Below are 18,513 nucleotides of genomic sequence, written 5' to 3'. Positions count from 1 at the left end.
AGGAGAAGAGCCATGAGCCCGTTCATCGCACGTCCCGAACACGGAGTCGTCTGGATCACCGGCGCCAGTTCCGGTATCGGCCGCGCGCTCGCGCTGAAGCTGGCCGAAGAGGGATACAAGGTTGCCGTTACGGCGCGCAGTCATGGCAAGCTTCTGGCTCTGCAAGCCGAGGCAAGCGCGCTTACAGGCAGTATCGCCGTGCTGGACGGCGACGTGACCGATACGGAGGATATGGAGCACACCGTTGCCGCAATTGAGTATCAGCACGGCCCCATTGCCTTGGCGGTTCTGAACGCTGGCATCTATTTGCCGGCACGCGGCGAAGATCTCAATCACGAAGTGTTCGAACGCAGTTTCGCCGTCAATCTTCACGGTGTCGTCAATTGTCTCGTTCCGGCGGTGCGGCACATGCGGGCGAGGGGGTACGGTCAGGTCGCGCTCGTGTCGTCCGTCGCCGGTTATGGCGGACTTCCCGGCGGTGCGGCTTATGGGGCCAGCAAGGCCGCGCTGATCAATATGGCTGAGAGCCTGAATTTCGAACTCGACCGTATGGGCATACACATCCAGCTCGTCACCCCGGGCTACGTCGATACGCCGCTGACGGCTAAGAACAAGTTCGACATGCCTGATATCGTGTCCGCGCAGCAGGCGGCTGACGCAATATCAGCCGGATTGAAATCGCCGAACTTCGATATCAGTTTCCCGAAAGGCCTGGTTTACCGGGCAAAGCTGTTGAAGCTTCTGCCGTACGGCCTCTATTTCCGGGCGCTCAGATATTTTCTCGGAATCGGCCCGAAACGCCAATCGGTCGGAGCGCGCATAACCGCGCATCCGGCTGAATAGCGCTTATCCATTTTCTTTCAATGATGAGCGCGCAGCGAGCGCACGATGGCATGATAGGGGACCGGCCGATGATCGTCTTGCCGGGTCGCCAACCGGCACGCGATGCCGGTCGCCAAAATGGTTCCGCTACCGCGCGTTTCATAAGAAAATCCTGCACGCAACTCTCGTGAAGGAAACTGGATGCCGCTTGTGATATAAGGGCTCCTTGTCACTGTTCTGTAATGCAAATTCGCTAGCAGTCCACCCGATTGACGGGCTCGGAATTGACGAGCCTAGAATTCACAGGCGGGGAAAGATCAAAATGGCGGAAATCCGCATCGAACAAGTTCGCAAGGCCTATGGACGCAATCCGGTCGTTCATGGCGTCGATCTGAATTTCCGATCGGGCGAATTCGTCGTCATTCTCGGCCCCTCCGGATGCGGCAAGTCCACACTGCTGCGTATGATCGCCGGCCTTGAGGACATCACCTCGGGTGAGATCATCATCGACGGCAAGGTGGTCAACCAGCTTGAGCCGCGCGAACGCGGCTGCGCCATGGTCTTTCAGAATTATGCGCTCTATCCGCACATGGATGTCGCCGCCAATATGGGCTACGCGCTCAAGGTCGCCGGCGTGCCGCGCGCCGAGCGCGACCGCCGCATCAAGGAAACCGCCAAGATCGTTGGCCTTGAGGATTTCCTGGCTCGTAAGCCGGCCGAGCTTTCCGGCGGTCAGCGTCAGCGTGTCGCCATGGGCCGCGCCATCATCCGCGAACCGAAAGTTTTCCTTTTCGACGAGCCGCTCTCCAACCTCGATGCCAAGCTGCGTGTGCAGATGCGCGTCGAGATCCGCCGCCTGCACAAGCGTCTGTCGGCAACGTCTGTTTTCGTCACGCACGATCAGGTCGAGGCCATGACGCTCGCCGACAAGCTCGTCGTGATGTACAAGGGCAATGTCGAGCAGGTCGGCACACCGCTTGAGGTCTACAACACGCCGCGCACGCGCTTCGTCGGCTCCTTCATCGGCTCTCCGGCCATGAATTTCCTGGAAGGCACCTTCTCGGCCAACGGCGAGCAATTCATCTTCGACGGCATTCCGATTGCCATCGACGCCAATATCGGCAAGCGCCACGCCGGCCAGCCGGTCGCCCTCGGCCTTCGCCCGGAACATGCTCGCCTCGTTCCGGCCGGTACGCCCGGTGCGATCCCGGCAACGGTCGATTTCGTCGAAGAGCTCGGCGCCGGCCGCGTCATCCATTGCGACATCAACGGTTCGAGCTTCGCCGTCGCGGTCGCTGACCATACGACCGGCCAGACCGGCCAGTCCGTCGCGCTGGAGCTGCCGCAGCAGCATACGCATCTCTTCGCCCAGGATACCGGGCTGCGGCTTGACGCCGTCGCCTCCGTCACGCCGCTCAGGGTGCTGGCGAGCTGATTTTCAGACATAACTTTTCAGTAGGTATCGCCCGGAAGTTTTCCCGACTTCCGGGTTTTTTTATCCATGGCAGGGCGGCTCGCTGACGGCGAGGCTGTTTGCAAGCGATCATCCCGATGGAACACGTTTGACTGCGATTATCTGCGGCGACGCGTGAGACATGACGAAGCATCGGATGGAAACCATCCGATGAGTCGTGGAGATAGATCAGTTCGCGGCAGGGAGAAGAATTGATCTCCAAAGGGCACTCCCGCGCCGGCAAATCCGACGCGGCAGGCAACTCGATCACTTCTCGGTAGCGATCATGCCGCGGACGACCCAGCGCTGCATCAGTACGACGACGGCAAGCGGCGGAATCATGATGATCAGCGTGCCGGCCATGGCGATGTGCCACTCCGGAAGGCCGCCAAAGTTCGGGATGAGTGACTTGAGTTCGTGTACAGCCGTTATGTGGGCGGGATCGGTGGTTACCAACAACGGCCACAGATACTGATTCCAGGCCCAGAGGAACATGATGGTGCCGAGGGCGGCCATATTGGTGCGCGACAGCGGCAGCAGGATATCGACGAAAAACCGCAATGCCCCGGCGCCGTCCATGCGCGCAGCCTCGGCCAGCTCGTCCGGTATCGTCAGGAAGAACTGTCGGTAAAGAAAGGTGCCGGTTGCCGTCGCGACCAGCGGCAGGATAAGGCCGATCGAGGAGTTAAGCAGCCCGAGATTCAGCGAGACTTCGATACCCGTAAGCTTTGCGATGAGCCAGGTGATGCCGGTGAAGTCGAGAATTCCCTGGAAGGGCGAAAGCACGTTCGCTGCGACTGCATAGGTCGGCACGATGCGCACTTCGAGCGGCAGCATGAGCGTTATGAAGATCAGCCAGAAAATGAAATGGCGGCCGGGATAGCGGAAATAGACCAGCGAAAAGGCCGTTATCGCCGAAATGAGCACCTTGCCCACCGCGACGCCTGTGGCGAAGATCAGGCTGTTCAGCAGCTTGGGGCCGAGATTGGCAGTCGCCCAGGCCGCCTTCATGTTGACCAAAAAATCCGAGCCGGGGATCAGCGACATCGGCACCTTGTTGACGTCCGTGATGTTATGCGATGCGGCAATGGCAACGATAGCCAGCGGACCTACGGCGACGATGAATCCCAGTAGCAGGATCAGATGGGTGAAGAAATTAAGGATGGGGGTGCGCTCGACCATGTCAGCCTCAACGGTAATGCACGCGCTTCTCGATGAAGCGGAACTGGAAGATGGTAAGCAGGACGATCAGCAGCATGAGGATGATGCTCTGTGCGGCCGCGCCGGAAAAATCGAGGCCTTTGAAGCCGTCCGAGTAGATCTTGTAGACCATGAGGTTGGTCGAGTTGTGCGGGCCGCCAGAAGTCATGATGTCGACAATGCCGAATGAATCCTGGAAGCTTTCCGTGATGTTGATGACGAGCAAAAAGAAGATCGTCGGCGTGATCAGCGGGAATTGAATGTCCCAGAAGCGGCGGAGCACGCCGGAGCCGTCCATGGCGGACGCCTCGATAAGCGCGCGTGGGATGGCCTGGAACGCGGCGAGGAAGAATATGAAGCTGTACCCGATATATTTCCACGAGAAGGCGGCGATGACACAGGCCATCGCGGCGTTACCGTCAAGACCCGGGTCCCAGATCCCCGGCCACCACTGATTGACCACTGCCATGAGCCCCGCTTCCGGTGCCAGGATAAAGCGGAAAGCCATCGCCGATGCGGGCGCAGCAATACCGTAAGGCCAGATCAGGACGACGCGATAAATTTTCGAGCCACGCAGCTGCCGATCGGTCAGCGCCGCAAGTATCAGCCCGCCCGCCATGGAAATACTTGTGCTGATAGCAGCGAAGATGATGCTGATCGTCACCGAGTTCCAGTAATCGGAGCTGGCGAGAATGGATTTGAAATTGTCGAGCCCGACCCAGATATTGCCGCCGCCCCACGGTTGCTGCAGCGTCAAGGACCAGAATACCGCCTGACCGGCCGGCCAATAGAAAAAGGTGAAGATGAGGAGCAGCTGCGGCACTGCGAACAGGATGCCGACGCTCCATTTGTTGAAAGTTACTCGCTTTTCCATTGTCTCTACCGGCTTGAGATCTCGATGCCACGCTTGCTTTCATAACGAACGTCCGCCGGGAAACCCCGGCGGACGCTGTTCTGTTACGAGCTTTGCCGTTTACGGCAGCTGCTTGCCCTTGTAGGTGGCCTCGAAGCGCTCGAGCACGGCGTCGCCGTTCTTGACGAGGTTGTCGATGCCTTCCTGGACGCTGACCTTGTTGGCGAAGATGGCCTGCATCTGGTTGCCGAACTCGGCGCGGATCTGCGTGAAGCTGCCGAGGCGGATGCCGCGGGTGATCGCGGTTGGCTCGGAAGCGGTCAAGCTGGCGATAGCAACTTCGCGGCCCTTGAAGGGAGCCTTATCATAGAAGCCGGAGGACTTCATGAATTCGAAGCCGGACTTCGTGACCGGAATGTAGCCGGTGTTGGTCGACCAGAAGAGGGCAGTCTCGGGCTTGGCGATGAAGTTCAGGAACGCGGCAGCGCCCTTGTATTCGTCAGCCGACTTGCCGGAGAGAACCCAGAGCGAAGCGCCGCCGACGAGCGAATTCTTGCGCTCGGTGCCGGCGTAGACCGGAAGCTCGGCAACATCCCAGTTCATGCCGGCCTTCTGCGTCTTGCCGACCGTGCCGTGGTCGCCGACCGAGGTCATGATCATCTGGCAATCGCCTGCGGCGAAAGCCTGAACCATGTCCTGACCGAGGTCCTTGGACTTGATCTTGATGAAGCCTTGGTCGTACCAGCTCTTGAGGTCGGTCACATACTTGACGAACTTCGTCTTGTTGACGGTGAGACGCGCGTCGAGGCCATCATAACCGTTGTTCTTCGTGGCAATCGGCTGGTCGTGGATGGCGGAGAACTGCTCCATCAGCTGCCAGCTTTCGTTGCCGGAGATGTTGATTGCCATCGGGCAATCATAGCCGGCGCCCTTCAGGGCCTTCATGTCTTCGGCAGCTTCTTCCCAGGTCTTTGGAGCGGCAGTCTTGCCGATCTTGGCGAAGGCGTCCTTGTTCCAATAGAGCAGGGCGGTCGAAGAGTTGAACGGGAAAGAGAGCAGTTCGCCCTTCGAGGTGGCGTAGTAGCGGGCGATACCCGGGAAATAGTTGTTCCAGTCGACCTTGTAGCCGTTTTCGGACATCAGCTTGTTGACCGGATAGTATGCGCCCGAAAGCATCATGGTCGCGGTGCCAACGTCGTAGACCTGGACGATCGTCGGCTGCTTGTTGGCGCGGAAGGCGGCAATGGTGTTCTGCAGGGCGGCGTCGTAGTTGCCTTGGCTGACGCAGGAAACTTCATAATCCTTCTGGGAATCGTTGAAGTTCTTGCACATGGTCTCAACGACTCGCTGGAGGTCGCCCGACAGGCCAAACCAGAAATCGAACTTGATCGGTGCGGCTGCAGCCGGCATCGCCAAGGCGACGCTCATCACGCCAGCGGCGGCGGCAGAAATGTAGCTTTTAAGTTTTGACATAATCCCTATTTCCTTTTTGAAAGCCCGGAACCGATGGTCTTGCGCAAGTCCGCGGTAGCGCGGGTTATAGACAAGCTGTGTGACAGTTTGTTGTGGGCAAGAATCCCGCATTGACAGGCTTTTTTGGCGGCGCTGAGAGTTTACTGGTGCTCTCTTTTCTTAGGATCGTGCATTTGAGATTCCGCTGATCAAGGCGTGCGAGGCGCGCTGGTTCGCGTATGGCTTGTCGGTGGACGATAGCCGCGTGATGGTCTTCCTTGATGGCGCCTTGGATGATGTTGCAAGATCCGGCATCGGCGAATCCCGAAAGCATTGGAGGAACGGGAAGATGGGTCTGAGCGAACGTCGGAAAATGGAGGCGGGGGAATGGTACTGCTGTTTCGATCCGGAACTCGACGCCCTGCGTTGGCGTGCGCGAGAGGCCGTGTACGCGCATAATTCAATGCCGCCCTCGCAACGCGGCAATCTCGCCCCCGAATTGTCTGCGCTCTTTGCCAATGCCGGAGAGAATGTCTTCATAGAAGCGCCATTTCACTGCTCCTACGGTATCAACATTTCACTCGGCCGCCAGGTCTATATGAATGCGGGCTGTACGATCCTCGATAGCGCCGGTGTCCATATCGGCGATGGCAGCATGCTGGGGCCGGGTGTTCATATCTATTGTGCCGAGCATCACAAGGATGCAGGGCTGCGCGGCGCGGGCATGGAGATCGCGCGGCCGGTGGTAATCGGCAAAAGCGTGTGGATCGGCGGCGGCGCGATCCTGGTTGGCGGCGTGACGGTAGGCGATGGCGCGATCGTCGGCGCAGGCGCTGTCGTAACCAAGGACGTTGCGGCCGGTGCGACAGTCGTCGGCAATCCCGCCCGTCCCGTGGGCGTAAAATAAGGTAAGCTGGCCGCTAGTTCGCCGACCGGCGTTTTCTTGTCCACCACACGGCGAAGCGTCGGCGCCAGCGGCGGACCATCGGCATGTCGTGCGAGAGCACGATAAAACCCAATGGCAGCATCCAGAAACCGAGGATCGGCAGAAATCCGAGCAGGCCGCCGAAAATGAGGACGATTCCCATGCCGACACGGGCAAGGCGCGATCTTGGCAGCGGAATTCTCACGGAGCCGAAAACCAGCTCGCGGGTTGAAGGATCAATGCCGAAACGCCTGGTTTTCCGGCCATCTCGATCGGCATTTGCTGTCGTTTCGCTTTGATCGGTCATCCACAGGAAATGGTGGCGCGAGGAAATAATGCAAGAGAAAGCGATTTTTTTGAAAAAACCGCTTGGCAAATCGGGAAAGCATTTGTATTACCCCGCTCACACCGCGCCAAGCGCATTCCCTGGTAGCTCAGCGGTAGAGCATTCGACTGTTAATCGACAGGTCGCCGGTTCGAATCCGGCCCGGGGAGCCACTCTTCTTAGTAAGTGATTGATTTTTCTTGGCAATTCCAAAGCGGCGTATGCCTTCCCTGCTTTCCTTCCCCGCTTTAGTTTCGCTCCACGTTCGGGATTGTTTCTTCAATCCGCACTAAGCGGACTGTACGCGCGCATGGACCGGCTTGCCGATCTTATGATCAACGGCCAGGACGAGATGCGCAGACGATGCAAACCAGCTTCGATCTTCTCCGCAAGGATATGTCTGCGATCTCGACAAAAGTCGAAGTAGTCGGGTCGAAGGTGGACATGATGACCGGGAAGCCGTCGCCCAGGGTGTTTCGCCCGAGATGATGATGGATGCCGTTCGCCAGCATCTCAGGCAATCCGCAAGTTCGCGCTTGACGGGCAAGAGGATTTTCCAAGCTCGCCTTGCTTACAAAAGGGGGACTGTTTGTTTTTAGAGCGTAGGATGAGGTATCGGCACCAACCTATTAAGCAGGCGGTGGCGACTGAGGGCTTATACGTGCTCCCGCCTGTAGAGCGGGGAAGCGGTGCTGTGCCCTTTCGGAAATATGCGTATCGTCCAGATGATCCTACAGAGCGTGTCAAAAGCCGCCCCGAAAGGTGACACACCTGTCGTTTAGTCAAGCCGCCCGATTGCCCGTAGAGCGAGAAGGATGGACGATACATGGAGGGACTGTCCAATTAAGCCGGCCTGTAGTCCGTCTAGGACGTCTGCAATAGGGAGGGCATGAATGGTTAAGCCCTCTTCACCCTCATCAAGGCGCTGTCGAGATTTAGGCTCAGCACCGGTCGCGAGATAAGTGTGAAGGCGGTTTGTATGAGAGGCCGGGTTTGGATAAAGGCTACTGATTAATTGCCAATCTTTGGCGGTGTACCCGGTCTCCTCCTCTAGTTCCCGTCGAGCGGCCTTTTCACTATCAATGTCCCGCTCGTCCAAGCCACCGCCTGGAAGTTCCAGAAAGAACGTTCCTGCGGCATGCCTATATTGGCGAACAAGTAGAAGGCGATCGTCGGTGGTGATCGCGACGACGTTGATCCAGTCTGGATAGGACAAAACGTAGTAGGGAGAGATCGCTACCCCCTCCGGGGTCAGGCAATCATCGGCGCGTATATTTATCCAACGGTCGTGCAAAATCGTTCTGGACTTTACCACCTGCCAGTTGTTGCCCATTCCAATTTTCTCCTCGTTTTCAAGCTCCCGGATTCCGAAGATTAGTTCAATATGCTAGCACCGACCATGGCCCATTTATCAGGAACTGACCGCTCGCAAATGCTGCTGTTGTCCGAAGTGTGGACAATTACGTCGGCCCGGATAATCCGGTCCGTTTCACAGAGGCATTCATCGATGGTCTAGATCTGGGGCGTGCCGGTCCACTAGAGTGATGCCAAACGATACCAGGCGACCGGGCTATGACCCTTCTGATCTGCTGAAGCTCTACCTGTTTCCCAAATGACAGCGAGCTTGCCCCCTTGTAATCCGCGAGCCTGGTACGCTCGGACATCGGTCTATTCCGGTTCGTAGGCCGGCCGGAAGCCTCTGGTAAAGCCGTGACACATGGCCGCTTCCGTCAAGGCAAGCTGAGCACGGACGAATTGCAGCATGTCCAGAGCGGCGGCGATCGTTGCACGGGCATCGCCATCATAAAGGGCAAGCGCCGCATCGATAGGATCAAGTTCAGGCTCTTCAACAGCGATCGGCTGGGCAGTCATGGTCATGCGTCCTCATTCCGCCGTATGGCTACGGCGGTTCAACATTGAAAATATCGGTCTATCTCAGGCGGCGTTCAGGTCGGCGATTTCGCCGTGCTTCGCCAGCAGGCGGGGAGACGACATGTCGCCGGTCTCCTCGTCGACCATGACCGCGTAGGCGGCAACGCCAACAAATCGAGAAGCCATGGAAGCCGCGATCTTCTCCGCAGACGGCACGCTCGACGCCTGACGCATCTCGCCGGGCACCAGATTTCCGCGGTTCTTCCGATACGGCAGGATAATGAATTTCTCGGCGGTACTCATGGCGTCTTCCTCAATTTGTTCTCAAAATGTTCTCATTTTGGAGAAGAGTCAAGCGTGACAGGGAACGACTAGAAAGTGCCCTTGATAGCGCAACTAAGGGTGTGCGAGAATGACGCCCATGGCACCTGGCAGAGTCGATCGCATGAACTCGACATCGAAGAAAACGTCTGATCGTTGGATGTTCGCTTGCCTAGGATTCCTGTTTCTACTTTGGCTGCCTCTTTCCTTGATAGGCATGTTCGGGCATCTTTTTGGATACGGCTACTTGCCATCCACGACTTGGACGGCGACTTCGAGCTACTTCCGTGTGGGGGCCGGTATTGTGGCCGCGGCATTTATGACGATCGGCGTTGTCAAAAATCGAAAAGTTGGAGCGTTCAAAAAGACTATCGGGATATTGGTCGTTCCGTTTATCGGGTACTTACTGGGGAGCGCACCGATATTGGCCGGCGTCCCAATGCTGATGGCAGCAATCGCAGGCCACCGCGTCGCGCTCATCTATACGGTGGAGACATCCGATGGTGACGGTGGTCGGGGATGTTATACGCCGATCGAACTCCGCGATTTGCCATGGTTCTTCGACTTTCTCTGCCACGTGCCGGATGAGGTGAGGCAGCAGCTTAAGCCAAACACGCAGATTGTGGTGGAGGGCCGGGGTACAAACTTGGGTGTCTACGCGAGGTCGATTCATCGCCTGGGGTCATGATGCAAAGCCTTTTACATTTTAAATCTGTCGCGGCCCTAAATTTTTTTACTTGCAATTACGCTACCTGCATTTGCCGGTCAGCCGGTCACGGCACAGATCACAGTCTGCTTCACGCCGGGCGAACAGTGCGAGGGCAAGATCATCGAGGCGATCGACCGCGCTCGGTCATCCATCCGCGTTCAGGCCTATGGCTTCACCTCTCTGTCCATTATCCACGCGCTGCAGCGCCGCGGGCAGGGGCGTCGAAGTTCTGGCTATCCTTGACAAGACGAATGAGCGCAAATATTCGGGCGCGACGCTGCTCGAAGCCGCCGGCGTTCCCGTCTGGATCGATTTCGAGCCAGCGATTGCCCACAATAAGATCATCGTGATTGACGGGCATCTGACGATCGGCGGCTCTTACAATTACACCGCGGCCGCGCAAAAACGGAATGCGGAGAACGTGACGTTTACAGAGAGCCGAGAGCTTGCCCGCGAATATCTAGGGAACTGGGATAGCCGGCTGAAGGTGTCGAGAGCTTTCGACGAAAGGGCCGGCAAACCGGCCGATTAATGGCGCCTGTGCCCGTAATGATATGGGTAGTGATAGGTTCCGCCGGGGTGCTTCGCGTAACAGCTGGCACGCTTGCAGTGGCCCGTGGCAAAGCCATGATATGGCCGGCGATCATATCTCGCTTCGGCGGTTGTCGAAAACACCATCACCGCAAGGGCGGCGATCGCAAACAAACGTTTCATGCCTGTCTCCCTGACATTTGAAGCAGTCGATAAATCCCTGTGTCGACCATCACTTTCGAGCCTTGCCATCCTCGGCGACGACTTGAATGCGGCCGTTCATGCTGAGCGAGTAGAAGAATGCTGCTGTGCCGCTGAGGCTCTTTGCCCGTTGCGGGCTGCTCACATACCAGTCGAAATCGCCCGTTACCCGGCAAAGATCAGCGTCGCACGCGGTCACGAGGCTTTCCGGTCTCAGCCGGTACATTCTGCTCGGCCAGCGCTCAAAGAACTTGCGCTTGTCATCGAGTATTTCGTCTAAGCTTCTCTGTTTGCCGTAAAAGCGGACTTCGCCGGCATAGACATTCGAGGCAAAGGCAATTGCCTGGTTGGCCGGGAGGCTCCCCGAATTCACCAGCTCTGCGACGAAGTTCCTTGCCGCGGTCTCCTCGTCTCTCATGCCGCTCATTGAGGCGGGCGCCGATTGAATCGTGGGGGTGCTGGGTTGCGCAGATGAAACCTGGCTGTTGTCCGAACCCGGTGAGAGATGCTCAATCCCGAATTGCTTGATCTCATCAGTGCTGAAAAAATGGATGTCATCGGACGCCGTGCGGAACATGATCGGGAATATGCGCTGATCGACGCCGTATTTGTTCAACGTGTCGAGAATATCGGAAATATTTAACTGCGCATCACCGAGACCGACGTTGCCGCTGATCTGGTGCACGCCGAGCCTACCTTGCACGATGCGGTTTCGGCCGGCGAAAAAGACGTAGGCGCAAGCCGAGGCACATGCGGAATCAGCGGGAATGACAGTGCTCATGCCCTTCGTATAGACGTCGTCAGCAATCAGCAGTCCGTTCTGGACATCGCCGCCGGGGCTGTTCAGAACAAGGATTTTTAGGTTCGGGTTGGCTGCCAGCACCCGTCGAAACGTGAGGGCAGAGCGGCTATCGATCGGACCGTCGAGGCGAATTGCTAGCGGCCAGACAGGCGACACTGAAAATGGCGCGATGCTGTCATCTGCTCGCGCATTCAACGCCCAAAGAAGAAAGGCCACTCCGATTAGGAACACTCGAATGCAAAACACGGCTTAAGTCCTCAATTCGGCGATCATTACCGAATAAAGGGCGAATGTCGAGCGTAAGAATTCGCCCATTAGCTGCATAGCCATATTTGAATTCAGACATCGCCGAAAGCAGATTCGGGCTGAAATGAATAGTGGGAAAATTTCCCCACCATTACTAGAAGGCGAGGGATGCCTCAGCAACGCGCCGAGGGCCACACAGAACCTAAGACGCGCCGCGACCTCACCCCTCCTTCATTGGTATCTGGGCTTCATTGACCGCATCGATGAACGCCCGGCGAGCATCCTCGGGGGTTCGCTTGCCGCTGATCACGTCGGCGCAGACGGACAGGGCTCGATCCAATGCGGGCGCCTCTTCAAGTGGCCAATCTTCTATCAACGCCCAGCTGGCGGCTTGGGTCGTATCGATAACGACCCACTCGTCGGGGCTCTCAAGAGCGATCGTGACCGCCTTGCTCCATTTTCTGTGCGTCACGGGAAACCTCGAGTTTGTGGCTATTCGGCGTTCGTCTCTAAAGAAGCCTTGGGTCAGTTAGGGCAACCGTTAGCGCGCGCCAAATTGGCGGATCGACTATGAAAAGACGGTTTACGCCTCTCCGGGTTGACTACAATTTTAGATCCTTGAACGCGTCGCTCGCCAACTGTCTGGCGAGTGCGATCGCGTGATTTTTGATGTCGTCGTCCACGATGGTACGCCCGCAGCCATCACAGACAGCACCGGTGAAGTCTTGGTAGGATTTGATTTCTTTTGCAGTCCGAAACTGCTCGCCGTCGCATGCCGGGCATTTGAAAGGCACAATAACGTCGCTCACGGGAAGGATCTCCTTTCATGGATGGACGTGTGGGAGAAAGTGATGAAGCCAATTGACTACGTCAGGTATATCTTCGATTCCCTTTTTTAGCGCCGCCATTGCGACATCTCTGGTCATCAGAGCCGGCAATTTCTTTATCTCGTCGATGAGCTGACGTTTAATAGTTGGCTCTATATTCGATTTCGCAACCTTGTCTAACAGAAGAGCTTTGACCGTATCCTCGTGCAACTTCACGGTCACGACACCAAGGATGGCGGATAGGCCGCCGTCGTCTGAAATAAAGTCAATGCCGGCGGCAGTTATCCTGGCCATCCCGGCAAATGGATCGCCGCTGAGCGGGTGGGTCCAGATAACAGTGATGAGCCGATGTTCTTCTAGATATGCAAGGTTATAAGCAAGTTGCCGCCCGTCATTGGCGAGCCCAGCCGCGCCAAGATCGACAGTCGCTGGATACTGTTCCGACAACACGTGAAGGATTTGGTTTTGAAATTCCCGCTGCAGAAGTTCCATGATCTGACTACCGGCTACAGTGGTTCGTAGACCTTTAGGTTGTCACTGAAGACATGGAAAGTCTATCATGTGGCGAAGCCGAGCTAATGGAAATCGACGAGAACCTGCAGCATGCCGGGCTCTCGCCAGCGCAGGAAGCGGCTCACGTCGCGCGACGCAAGGCGATTTATGAAGAGATCTACGGACCTGCGAAAGCAATAGGTGCTCGCGCCGCAAATGCTTCGATGGGTAATATAGTAAACGCAAACGCAAATTCTGCGTTTGCGTCATCGACTGCCGAAACTAGCGGAAGGTCCGTGCGAGCGATACAGGTTGCTGCGCAACGTGGCGCAGCGCTCGGCCCTGACATCACCCGCATCGTTGGCACGTCCCTCGACAAGGGCGTCGAGATGGATGCATCTTATCAAGATGCCAGAAGCAGAACGATTAGACCTGATCGCACATGCAGAGGCCGGCGAAAAGGTATCGGCAAAACTCGCGGATCGCTCGCCGTCAGCCGTCACCGGATTCAGCCTCGGGCAACAACGCCTGAACTTGATCTGAGAATTCATCAACTACCGGGAATAGATTGCCGGCGCGTAAGGCATCAACAATGCCGGCGACGCTGAGCTTCTCTTCTACATGATCTAATCGTTCGCGAGCCCAGCCGATCATGCTCACATATTCCGCTGGCGCATCCGAAAGATGCTTGGTCGCGGCCTCGATCATCAACCTCAAACCGGCGCCCTCGCGATGAAGAGCGCACAGTTGAGATAGGAGCGATAGCCGCTTTTCCTCGCGTTCGGCTCGACGCGCCGCCAACTCGCGTCTTCGAAGGCTATCCAAGTGCCGACGTTCTTTTTCAGCTTGGCGTTCCCGCTTACTATTTTTGTATGCAAGCAGGACTGATAGCCCTTCCACGATAGTATCTAACATACCCTCAAGGCGCTGCGTCTTTCCATCGCTCCAGGACTGTCGCAATCCATCGTGCCAATCATCGCAGCCGAAACGAAAGCTGCCAGTATAGATGATATCGAATTGTTCCCAAGCTCGACGTTTGATCGAAGGCCCCAACAAGTCCAGCAGTTTGGTCGGATAGCCCTTCTTCAGTTGTTCAAGCTTATTCAATTCAGCTTTCGTCGGGATATGCTCCTGTCTTCTGGTATTCTCGGCCAAGGAAACCGAAACTTCGTCATGCAATCCTTTGACGGTTAGCTTTTCTTCTTCCGCGACAAGGTATAACTTTTTGTCATTCAGGCGAATAGCCAAATTGTGGAGAAATGCAATTCCTCGCTCAATGGATGTCTGATGGAGGTGGACACTATAGCTGCTCACCGCGCCGACTTTGGTCGGACGCGATCTCCTAAGGGATCGGGCAACGACTCGTATCGCAATATTTGGTTGCCGGATGGGCGGGGCGAGATAACCCTCGACTGGCGAGAGTCTATCTCGACTGACAGGGTTTTGTTTTACTACGTGATCCGAATTTTTGTTGCGTTTGACGGCGTTTAGCAGCTCCTGCGCTTCGGGAGAGAGGGCACCTGTTCCCACCACCACTCTATGCAACGCCGCGTTTTCCACCTTCCTCAGCGGGGTCTTCTTTACGCTTTGACCGGCCTCAAGCTTTGCCCAATAGCCGCGCGGTGGCACCGGTATTAGGTGTCGTGCGCAGGTTTTGGCGAGACCACGATCAGATAGCCCAAATCTCTCAGCCAACTTTTGCATTGGCGTGGACCACACGAGTTCGTGCAGCTCTTCACGGCTATACAATCGCTTGATCTCGTCCATAGGTTCCCCACTGATAATCGCACGAACACTGCCGCGTCGTTGCCACTCTCCCCCCGTTACTTCGTACTTCTGAATCGGAAATGTCGAGTTTCGAATCGCGACAACTTATGGTGCTAGCGCCCGCCATTTCTTGATGAGCTTTGCCTCCTCATCGCCTTCCTCAGTCAGCGCATAGCGGAACTCGTGGTGTCGGGTGCCGACCAACCGGACGGCTCCGGCTTCGATAAGGCGATCCATCAACACTGGTCCGGCTGCGGCAACCGATGCAATTGTGTCGCGTTCGGGGTTGGCTGCCATCTCTAGCAAAATGCGCTCGAGCTTCGCATCGAGAGCCATTTGCGGCTTATATTTGGCTTGGCGCTTGAGCTTCTTCTCACGCCATTCTGATAGGCTGGCACCTTTGCTACCACCCGCATTTTCTCGCATCCATTTGTCATATGGATCTTCGCCATCAACAGCGGTCAGGCCACTGATTTCATCAAGCTTGGCATCGATCGCGCGCCTGTCCCATTTCCGGGTGCCAGGAATGCAGGAGGGCATTTTGTGTGTTGCAACCCACATCGAGAAAGTGGATTCGGCGATCCCGCAATATGCCGCCGCTTCTTTTCGGCCGATCAGGCGAGGGGAGTTTTCGTCTGTCATTTTCTTTTCCTCGCTTTTGCATCGGCCAGCCTAGCGGCGCGCTGGGCTAGGAACCCGTCGCTGCCAGCCATAGAGCGATCGATGGCAAGATCGCGCGCACCTCTGCGCGTGCCATGGCGAGCAGTCTTCGGCCCTGGATCGTGGTAGTCGCGCCGCGTGTGGCGCATGACGAAGCTCTCAACGTCGTCCGGCCTAAAGGTCAGCCTTTTTCTCGCTGTGCCGCGGCCGGCGTGGACATAGGCGAGCTCGCCGAAACGCACGAGATCGTTGACCGTGGAGACAGAAACAGCCAAAGCATCGGCGACATCCCTTAAAGACATGAGCCGTGTGACCGGCGGCGCTTCGGCGCCGGCCATGAACGCGAGTTGAACATCCTCTCGCTGCCACCCTTTATCGGGGTCAAGAGGCTGAACGGTCCGGACGTAATCCAGGGCGGACTTTTGGGTATAGGATTTGCGCAAGCTTCACCAATTGAACGGGTCAAACCATTGCCGTCCGGCACGAATGTCGAAAAGCTATGTCTGTCCGGTGGTGACGGATCGCAAGCGGATTGGTCGGCCGCAGATCGAGGCTATTGCGCAGAGGAGAGGCAGTCAAGCCGCTGAGCTCAATAGAGTTAGAGGACGGCCACGTGATCTCGTGGCAGCAGCGTGACGTCAATCGGCCACCCGACCCCGTTCTAAAACTAACGGCAGTCGCGCCCTTCGCTGGTCTGTATAGTATCGGCGGTTACAATCAAGTCCGACTGATCAATGAGAAAAGATTGCCTTCAGCCTCTCAATGTCGACTTGCCTTATATTGGTCGGCACCTCGCTTGCTGGATGAGCAATGAACCACTCCCGCGCTATCCGCAAACGATCGCCATGCGGCGTTGGATAGATACCCAGACGCAAGATCCATTCGCGCACGGTCTCTCGCTCCATGAGACCCCTTTCGTATCGGTCGCAGACAGTTTTTGCTGATGCTATCAGATCGTTGATTTTCGACATGAAGGCTGCTCTCGTGTCAGCCACCGGCGCCAGGTGGTGCGTCATTCTCTAGATTTTCGCGGTACTGGACAACTTCGTCTTCGTCGACGTCAACGGCCGCACCATTCGGCTTATGCAGAGATACGCCGGGGCCGCTTGCGATACCCCCGGCATCAAGGAACGTCACGCCAGCCGATTCGAGGGCAGTGCGAACAGCTGCAACATTGTTCCGCATACCGGCGGCCGCTCCCGCGCTCGCTTCCATACGTTTCAGCGTCGGCACGGAGATGTTCGCGGCGAGCGCAAGCGTCGCCTGTGACATCCCTATAAGAGCGCGGGCGGCCGAAATTTGCCTGCCAGAGAGCATAAAATGATCCTTTAGTATCAAAGATATCCAAAGGTGTTGACGAACGCACCACCTTGAGCTAAAGGTATCACCTAGACACCAAAGTGACAACGAGGAGCGACGCCGTGCAAGCGCATACGCATTCCGAAAGAATCTTACTCCCTCGCAGTCTGATCGGCAGACGACCGAATGTGTTTCGTTTGAGGCTTACCCAGATCGTCGACTTTTACGGCGATGTAGCAATTATTATCGACCGCTCAAAGACGGCGGCCGGCCGTGAACTCTACGAGATACTGACAACATGCACGGAGCGCCCGATAAGGAACGTACTCGGCGATGCATTGGAGCCGTCCTCTGCGCCGGGCGATCACCCCATTCATGAAATTTACTTTGATCATTTCGGGCTCGATCGCACGATCTTGAGCCACTTTAGATCTCAATCCCCGCGGGCAAGTCGCGACGCGTGAACCGCAGCGGCAACCGGCGGCTGCTATCACAGCGCTGAGCCGGTTCTCTAAAGCGCCTTGTCCTGGGCGTCGGCCCGTCGCCATCGCCGCATTTGCCGCGGCAGGCCACCACCAGTTACCAATGGCCGGCGCGGTCACCACCTGCACCCACAAAAGCAGCGCGCCGGCCGGTATCTCTCCTCGCGGTGAGGGAGGCCGGTATCAGGAGACGATACGACGGATTAGCCGGACAATTCCGATGATCAATACGAAGCCGATAAGAGTGGAGAAGCCCGAATAAAGAGCAAAGGCGTGGGCATCGAGGCCGGCGGCACTCATGTTGGACCATGAGATGTAGTAGCGGCTGATCGCACATAGGATGGTAAGGCCGATCGGATAGACGATCCTTCTCGTGACGGCAGCCACTCCCGCGACCACGACGAGCATGACAATAAACGTAGGATCGTACAGTAACCCAACGAAGTTTCCATACGTGTATGCGGCGATGTGTAGGAGGTATATGAGCATGGCGGCCTCACCGTGATTCTACACTGCGAGTTGACCACATCAGAGCAGACCGGCAAAGACCAAGGCGGCCGCTAGCTTTGCTAGGATATAAGCCTCCAGGTCGATGTTCGAGCACATCTCGTTGGTGCGTTGATCTTCAGCTGCAGGAACTTCCGCTCTATCCGGCGTCGGCCCGTCGCCATCGCCGCATGTCGGCGGTGGGCCACCACCAGTTACCAATGGCCGGCGCGGTCACCACCTGCACCCACAAAAGCAGCGCGCCGGCCGGTAATCTTTGCTGCGACTGGTCAACGCATGGTAAAGTGTTGAATACTGCCATCTAGTGACGGAAGGGCGCGAATTTTGGATCGCACCCAAGGCTTGGGTCGCCGCCCTGTTGAGCGGCGTCTTTTACGAGATCGCAACTCCGCCCCTAATGTCGGCGATGATTGGAGCTAATCCTAGTCGCGATCTTGCAATGCATCGATCAGTCGGTGCACCTTTTCGGTTGCATAAACGATGTCCTCACGGGGCAAATGCACCGTGATTTCGATCTCCTGCCATCGCCCACCAAGATCTTTCGCGTATTTGACGGCGGCCCTTAGAGACTTGAATTCAACTGCGGGAGCGCCGGCAATCCAGAATTGCACGGTGCAATCCGCCTCAGCATAATCTGAAAGAACTTTGAGTGGGTCTAGCGCCATGGTGTGAAGATCTACATCGTTGGGAGTTGGTTGGCTAGCGCTACGAGGTCGCCATATCAGTCCATCAGTGCGCGCCGCCGGTCTCACCAGCCGGCGGTTTTT

22 protein-coding genes, 1 tRNA gene and 1 pseudogene are annotated in these 18,513 nt (G+C 56.8%); 6 read left to right on the top strand and 18 right to left on the bottom strand.

What is annotated here, in order from left to right:
• Nucleotides 1–12 precede the first annotated feature (12 nt).
• The gene (locus Q4Q11_RS10735) at nt 13–843 is read left to right on the top strand and encodes an SDR family NAD(P)-dependent oxidoreductase (RefSeq protein WP_498569482.1); all 831 of its coding nucleotides are present in this window, start codon (nt 13–15) and stop codon (nt 841–843) included.
• 301 nt (nt 844–1,144) lie between these two features.
• Complete coding sequence (locus Q4Q11_RS10730) at nt 1,145–2,257, top strand: sn-glycerol-3-phosphate import ATP-binding protein UgpC (protein ID WP_498569481.1); 1,113 nt, start codon at nt 1,145–1,147, stop codon at nt 2,255–2,257.
• Nucleotides 2,258–2,542: 285 nt separating this feature from the next.
• Here Q4Q11_RS10730 and Q4Q11_RS10725 read toward each other — a convergent pair whose 3' ends face one another.
• From Q4Q11_RS10725 to Q4Q11_RS10715, 3 genes are all read right to left on the bottom strand, one after another.
• Nucleotides 2,543–3,457 (bottom strand): ABC transporter permease subunit, encoded by a 915-nt coding sequence (locus Q4Q11_RS10725; protein WP_113216956.1) that lies wholly within the window; start codon nt 3,455–3,457, stop codon nt 2,543–2,545.
• Between the two features lie 7 nt (nt 3,458–3,464).
• The gene (locus Q4Q11_RS10720; protein ID WP_112337420.1) at nt 3,465–4,349 is read right to left on the bottom strand and encodes a carbohydrate ABC transporter permease; all 885 of its coding nucleotides are present in this window, start codon (nt 4,347–4,349) and stop codon (nt 3,465–3,467) included.
• Nucleotides 4,350–4,448: 99 nt separating this feature from the next.
• Nucleotides 4,449–5,801 (bottom strand): extracellular solute-binding protein, encoded by a 1,353-nt coding sequence (locus tag Q4Q11_RS10715; RefSeq protein ID WP_498569480.1) that lies wholly within the window; start codon nt 5,799–5,801, stop codon nt 4,449–4,451.
• 328 nt (nt 5,802–6,129) lie between these two features.
• Here Q4Q11_RS10715 and Q4Q11_RS10710 point away from each other — a divergent pair, with 328 nt between their 5' ends.
• On the top strand, nt 6,130–6,687 hold the full coding sequence (locus tag Q4Q11_RS10710) for a sugar O-acetyltransferase (protein ID WP_112507545.1): 558 nt from the start codon (nt 6,130–6,132) through the stop codon (nt 6,685–6,687).
• 13 nt (nt 6,688–6,700) lie between these two features.
• Here the strand turns inward: Q4Q11_RS10710 and Q4Q11_RS10705 are convergent, their stop codons facing one another.
• Complete coding sequence (locus tag Q4Q11_RS10705; RefSeq protein WP_498569479.1) at nt 6,701–7,012, bottom strand: hypothetical protein; 312 nt, start codon at nt 7,010–7,012, stop codon at nt 6,701–6,703.
• Nucleotides 7,013–7,128: 116 nt separating this feature from the next.
• Here Q4Q11_RS10705 and Q4Q11_RS10700 point away from each other — a divergent pair.
• Nucleotides 7,129–7,203, top strand: a tRNA-Asn gene (locus Q4Q11_RS10700).
• Between the two features lie 605 nt (nt 7,204–7,808).
• On the opposite strand, the gene Q4Q11_RS10695 is transcribed toward Q4Q11_RS10700, so the two are convergent.
• The 3 genes from Q4Q11_RS10695 to Q4Q11_RS10685 form a co-directional block, all read right to left on the bottom strand.
• A complete protein-coding gene (locus Q4Q11_RS10695) occupies nt 7,809–8,363 on the bottom strand; it encodes an NUDIX hydrolase (protein ID WP_498569478.1) in 555 nt (184 codons plus the stop codon).
• Nucleotides 8,364–8,698: 335 nt separating this feature from the next.
• Nucleotides 8,699–8,908 carry a dehydrogenase gene (locus Q4Q11_RS10690; RefSeq protein ID WP_498569477.1) on the bottom strand — a complete coding sequence of 70 codons (210 nt, stop codon included), beginning with the start codon at nt 8,906–8,908 and terminating at the stop codon, nt 8,699–8,701.
• 57 nt (nt 8,909–8,965) lie between these two features.
• Nucleotides 8,966–9,205, bottom strand: a complete 240-nt coding sequence (locus Q4Q11_RS10685) for a hypothetical protein (protein WP_174174065.1) — start codon at nt 9,203–9,205, stop codon at nt 8,966–8,968.
• A 142-nt stretch (nt 9,206–9,347) separates the two neighbouring features.
• On the opposite strand from Q4Q11_RS10685, the gene Q4Q11_RS10680 reads away from it, so the two are divergent.
• Together Q4Q11_RS10680 and Q4Q11_RS10675 are read left to right on the top strand one after the other, a co-directional pair.
• Entirely contained in the window at nt 9,348–9,911 is a 564-nt protein-coding gene (locus tag Q4Q11_RS10680; protein ID WP_498569476.1) for a hypothetical protein, read from the top strand.
• Nucleotides 9,912–10,098: 187 nt separating this feature from the next.
• Nucleotides 10,099–10,464 (top strand): phospholipase D-like domain-containing protein, encoded by a 366-nt coding sequence (locus Q4Q11_RS10675; protein WP_498569475.1) that lies wholly within the window; start codon nt 10,099–10,101, stop codon nt 10,462–10,464.
• A 231-nt stretch (nt 10,465–10,695) separates the two neighbouring features.
• Here the strand turns inward: Q4Q11_RS10675 and Q4Q11_RS10670 are convergent, their stop codons facing one another.
• From Q4Q11_RS10670 to Q4Q11_RS10620, 11 genes and pseudogenes are all read right to left on the bottom strand, one after another.
• Nucleotides 10,696–11,682, bottom strand: coding sequence for a hypothetical protein (locus tag Q4Q11_RS10670; protein ID WP_498569474.1), 987 nt, complete (start codon nt 11,680–11,682; stop codon nt 10,696–10,698).
• A 250-nt stretch (nt 11,683–11,932) separates the two neighbouring features.
• Nucleotides 11,933–12,184, bottom strand: coding sequence for a DUF982 domain-containing protein (locus tag Q4Q11_RS10665; protein WP_498569473.1), 252 nt, complete (start codon nt 12,182–12,184; stop codon nt 11,933–11,935).
• Nucleotides 12,185–12,314: 130 nt separating this feature from the next.
• Complete coding sequence (locus tag Q4Q11_RS10660; RefSeq protein ID WP_498569472.1) at nt 12,315–12,521, bottom strand: ECs_2282 family putative zinc-binding protein; 207 nt, start codon at nt 12,519–12,521, stop codon at nt 12,315–12,317.
• Nucleotides 12,522–12,536: 15 nt separating this feature from the next.
• Complete coding sequence (locus Q4Q11_RS10655; protein ID WP_498569471.1) at nt 12,537–13,031, bottom strand: hypothetical protein; 495 nt, start codon at nt 13,029–13,031, stop codon at nt 12,537–12,539.
• 492 nt (nt 13,032–13,523) lie between these two features.
• Nucleotides 13,524–14,798: a hypothetical protein gene (locus tag Q4Q11_RS10650; RefSeq protein ID WP_498569470.1), complete on the bottom strand. Its 1,275-nt coding sequence runs from the start codon at nt 14,796–14,798 to the stop codon at nt 13,524–13,526.
• Between the two features lie 105 nt (nt 14,799–14,903).
• Entirely contained in the window at nt 14,904–15,440 is a 537-nt protein-coding gene (locus Q4Q11_RS10645; RefSeq protein ID WP_498569469.1) for a helix-turn-helix transcriptional regulator, read from the bottom strand.
• A complete protein-coding gene (locus Q4Q11_RS10640) occupies nt 15,437–15,901 on the bottom strand; it encodes a helix-turn-helix domain-containing protein (protein WP_498569468.1) in 465 nt (154 codons plus the stop codon). Before Q4Q11_RS10640 ends, Q4Q11_RS10645 begins: the two co-directional genes overlap by 4 nt.
• 288 nt (nt 15,902–16,189) lie before the next feature.
• Nucleotides 16,190–16,429, bottom strand: a complete 240-nt coding sequence (locus tag Q4Q11_RS10635; RefSeq protein WP_498569467.1) for a hypothetical protein — start codon at nt 16,427–16,429, stop codon at nt 16,190–16,192.
• A 130-nt stretch (nt 16,430–16,559) separates the two neighbouring features.
• Nucleotides 16,560–16,775, bottom strand: a pseudogene (locus Q4Q11_RS10630) (helix-turn-helix domain-containing protein); the annotation flags it as partial.
• 647 nt (nt 16,776–17,422) lie between these two features.
• Nucleotides 17,423–17,647, bottom strand: a complete 225-nt coding sequence (locus tag Q4Q11_RS10625; RefSeq protein WP_498569466.1) for a hypothetical protein — start codon at nt 17,645–17,647, stop codon at nt 17,423–17,425.
• 521 nt (nt 17,648–18,168) lie between these two features.
• Nucleotides 18,169–18,411 (bottom strand): hypothetical protein, encoded by a 243-nt coding sequence (locus Q4Q11_RS10620; RefSeq protein ID WP_498569465.1) that lies wholly within the window; start codon nt 18,409–18,411, stop codon nt 18,169–18,171.
• Nucleotides 18,412–18,513 lie beyond the last annotated feature (102 nt).

The organism is Rhizobium sp. UFLA01-1127, from assembly GCF_059803845.1.
This window is presented reverse-complemented; position numbering and strand designations above follow the sequence as displayed.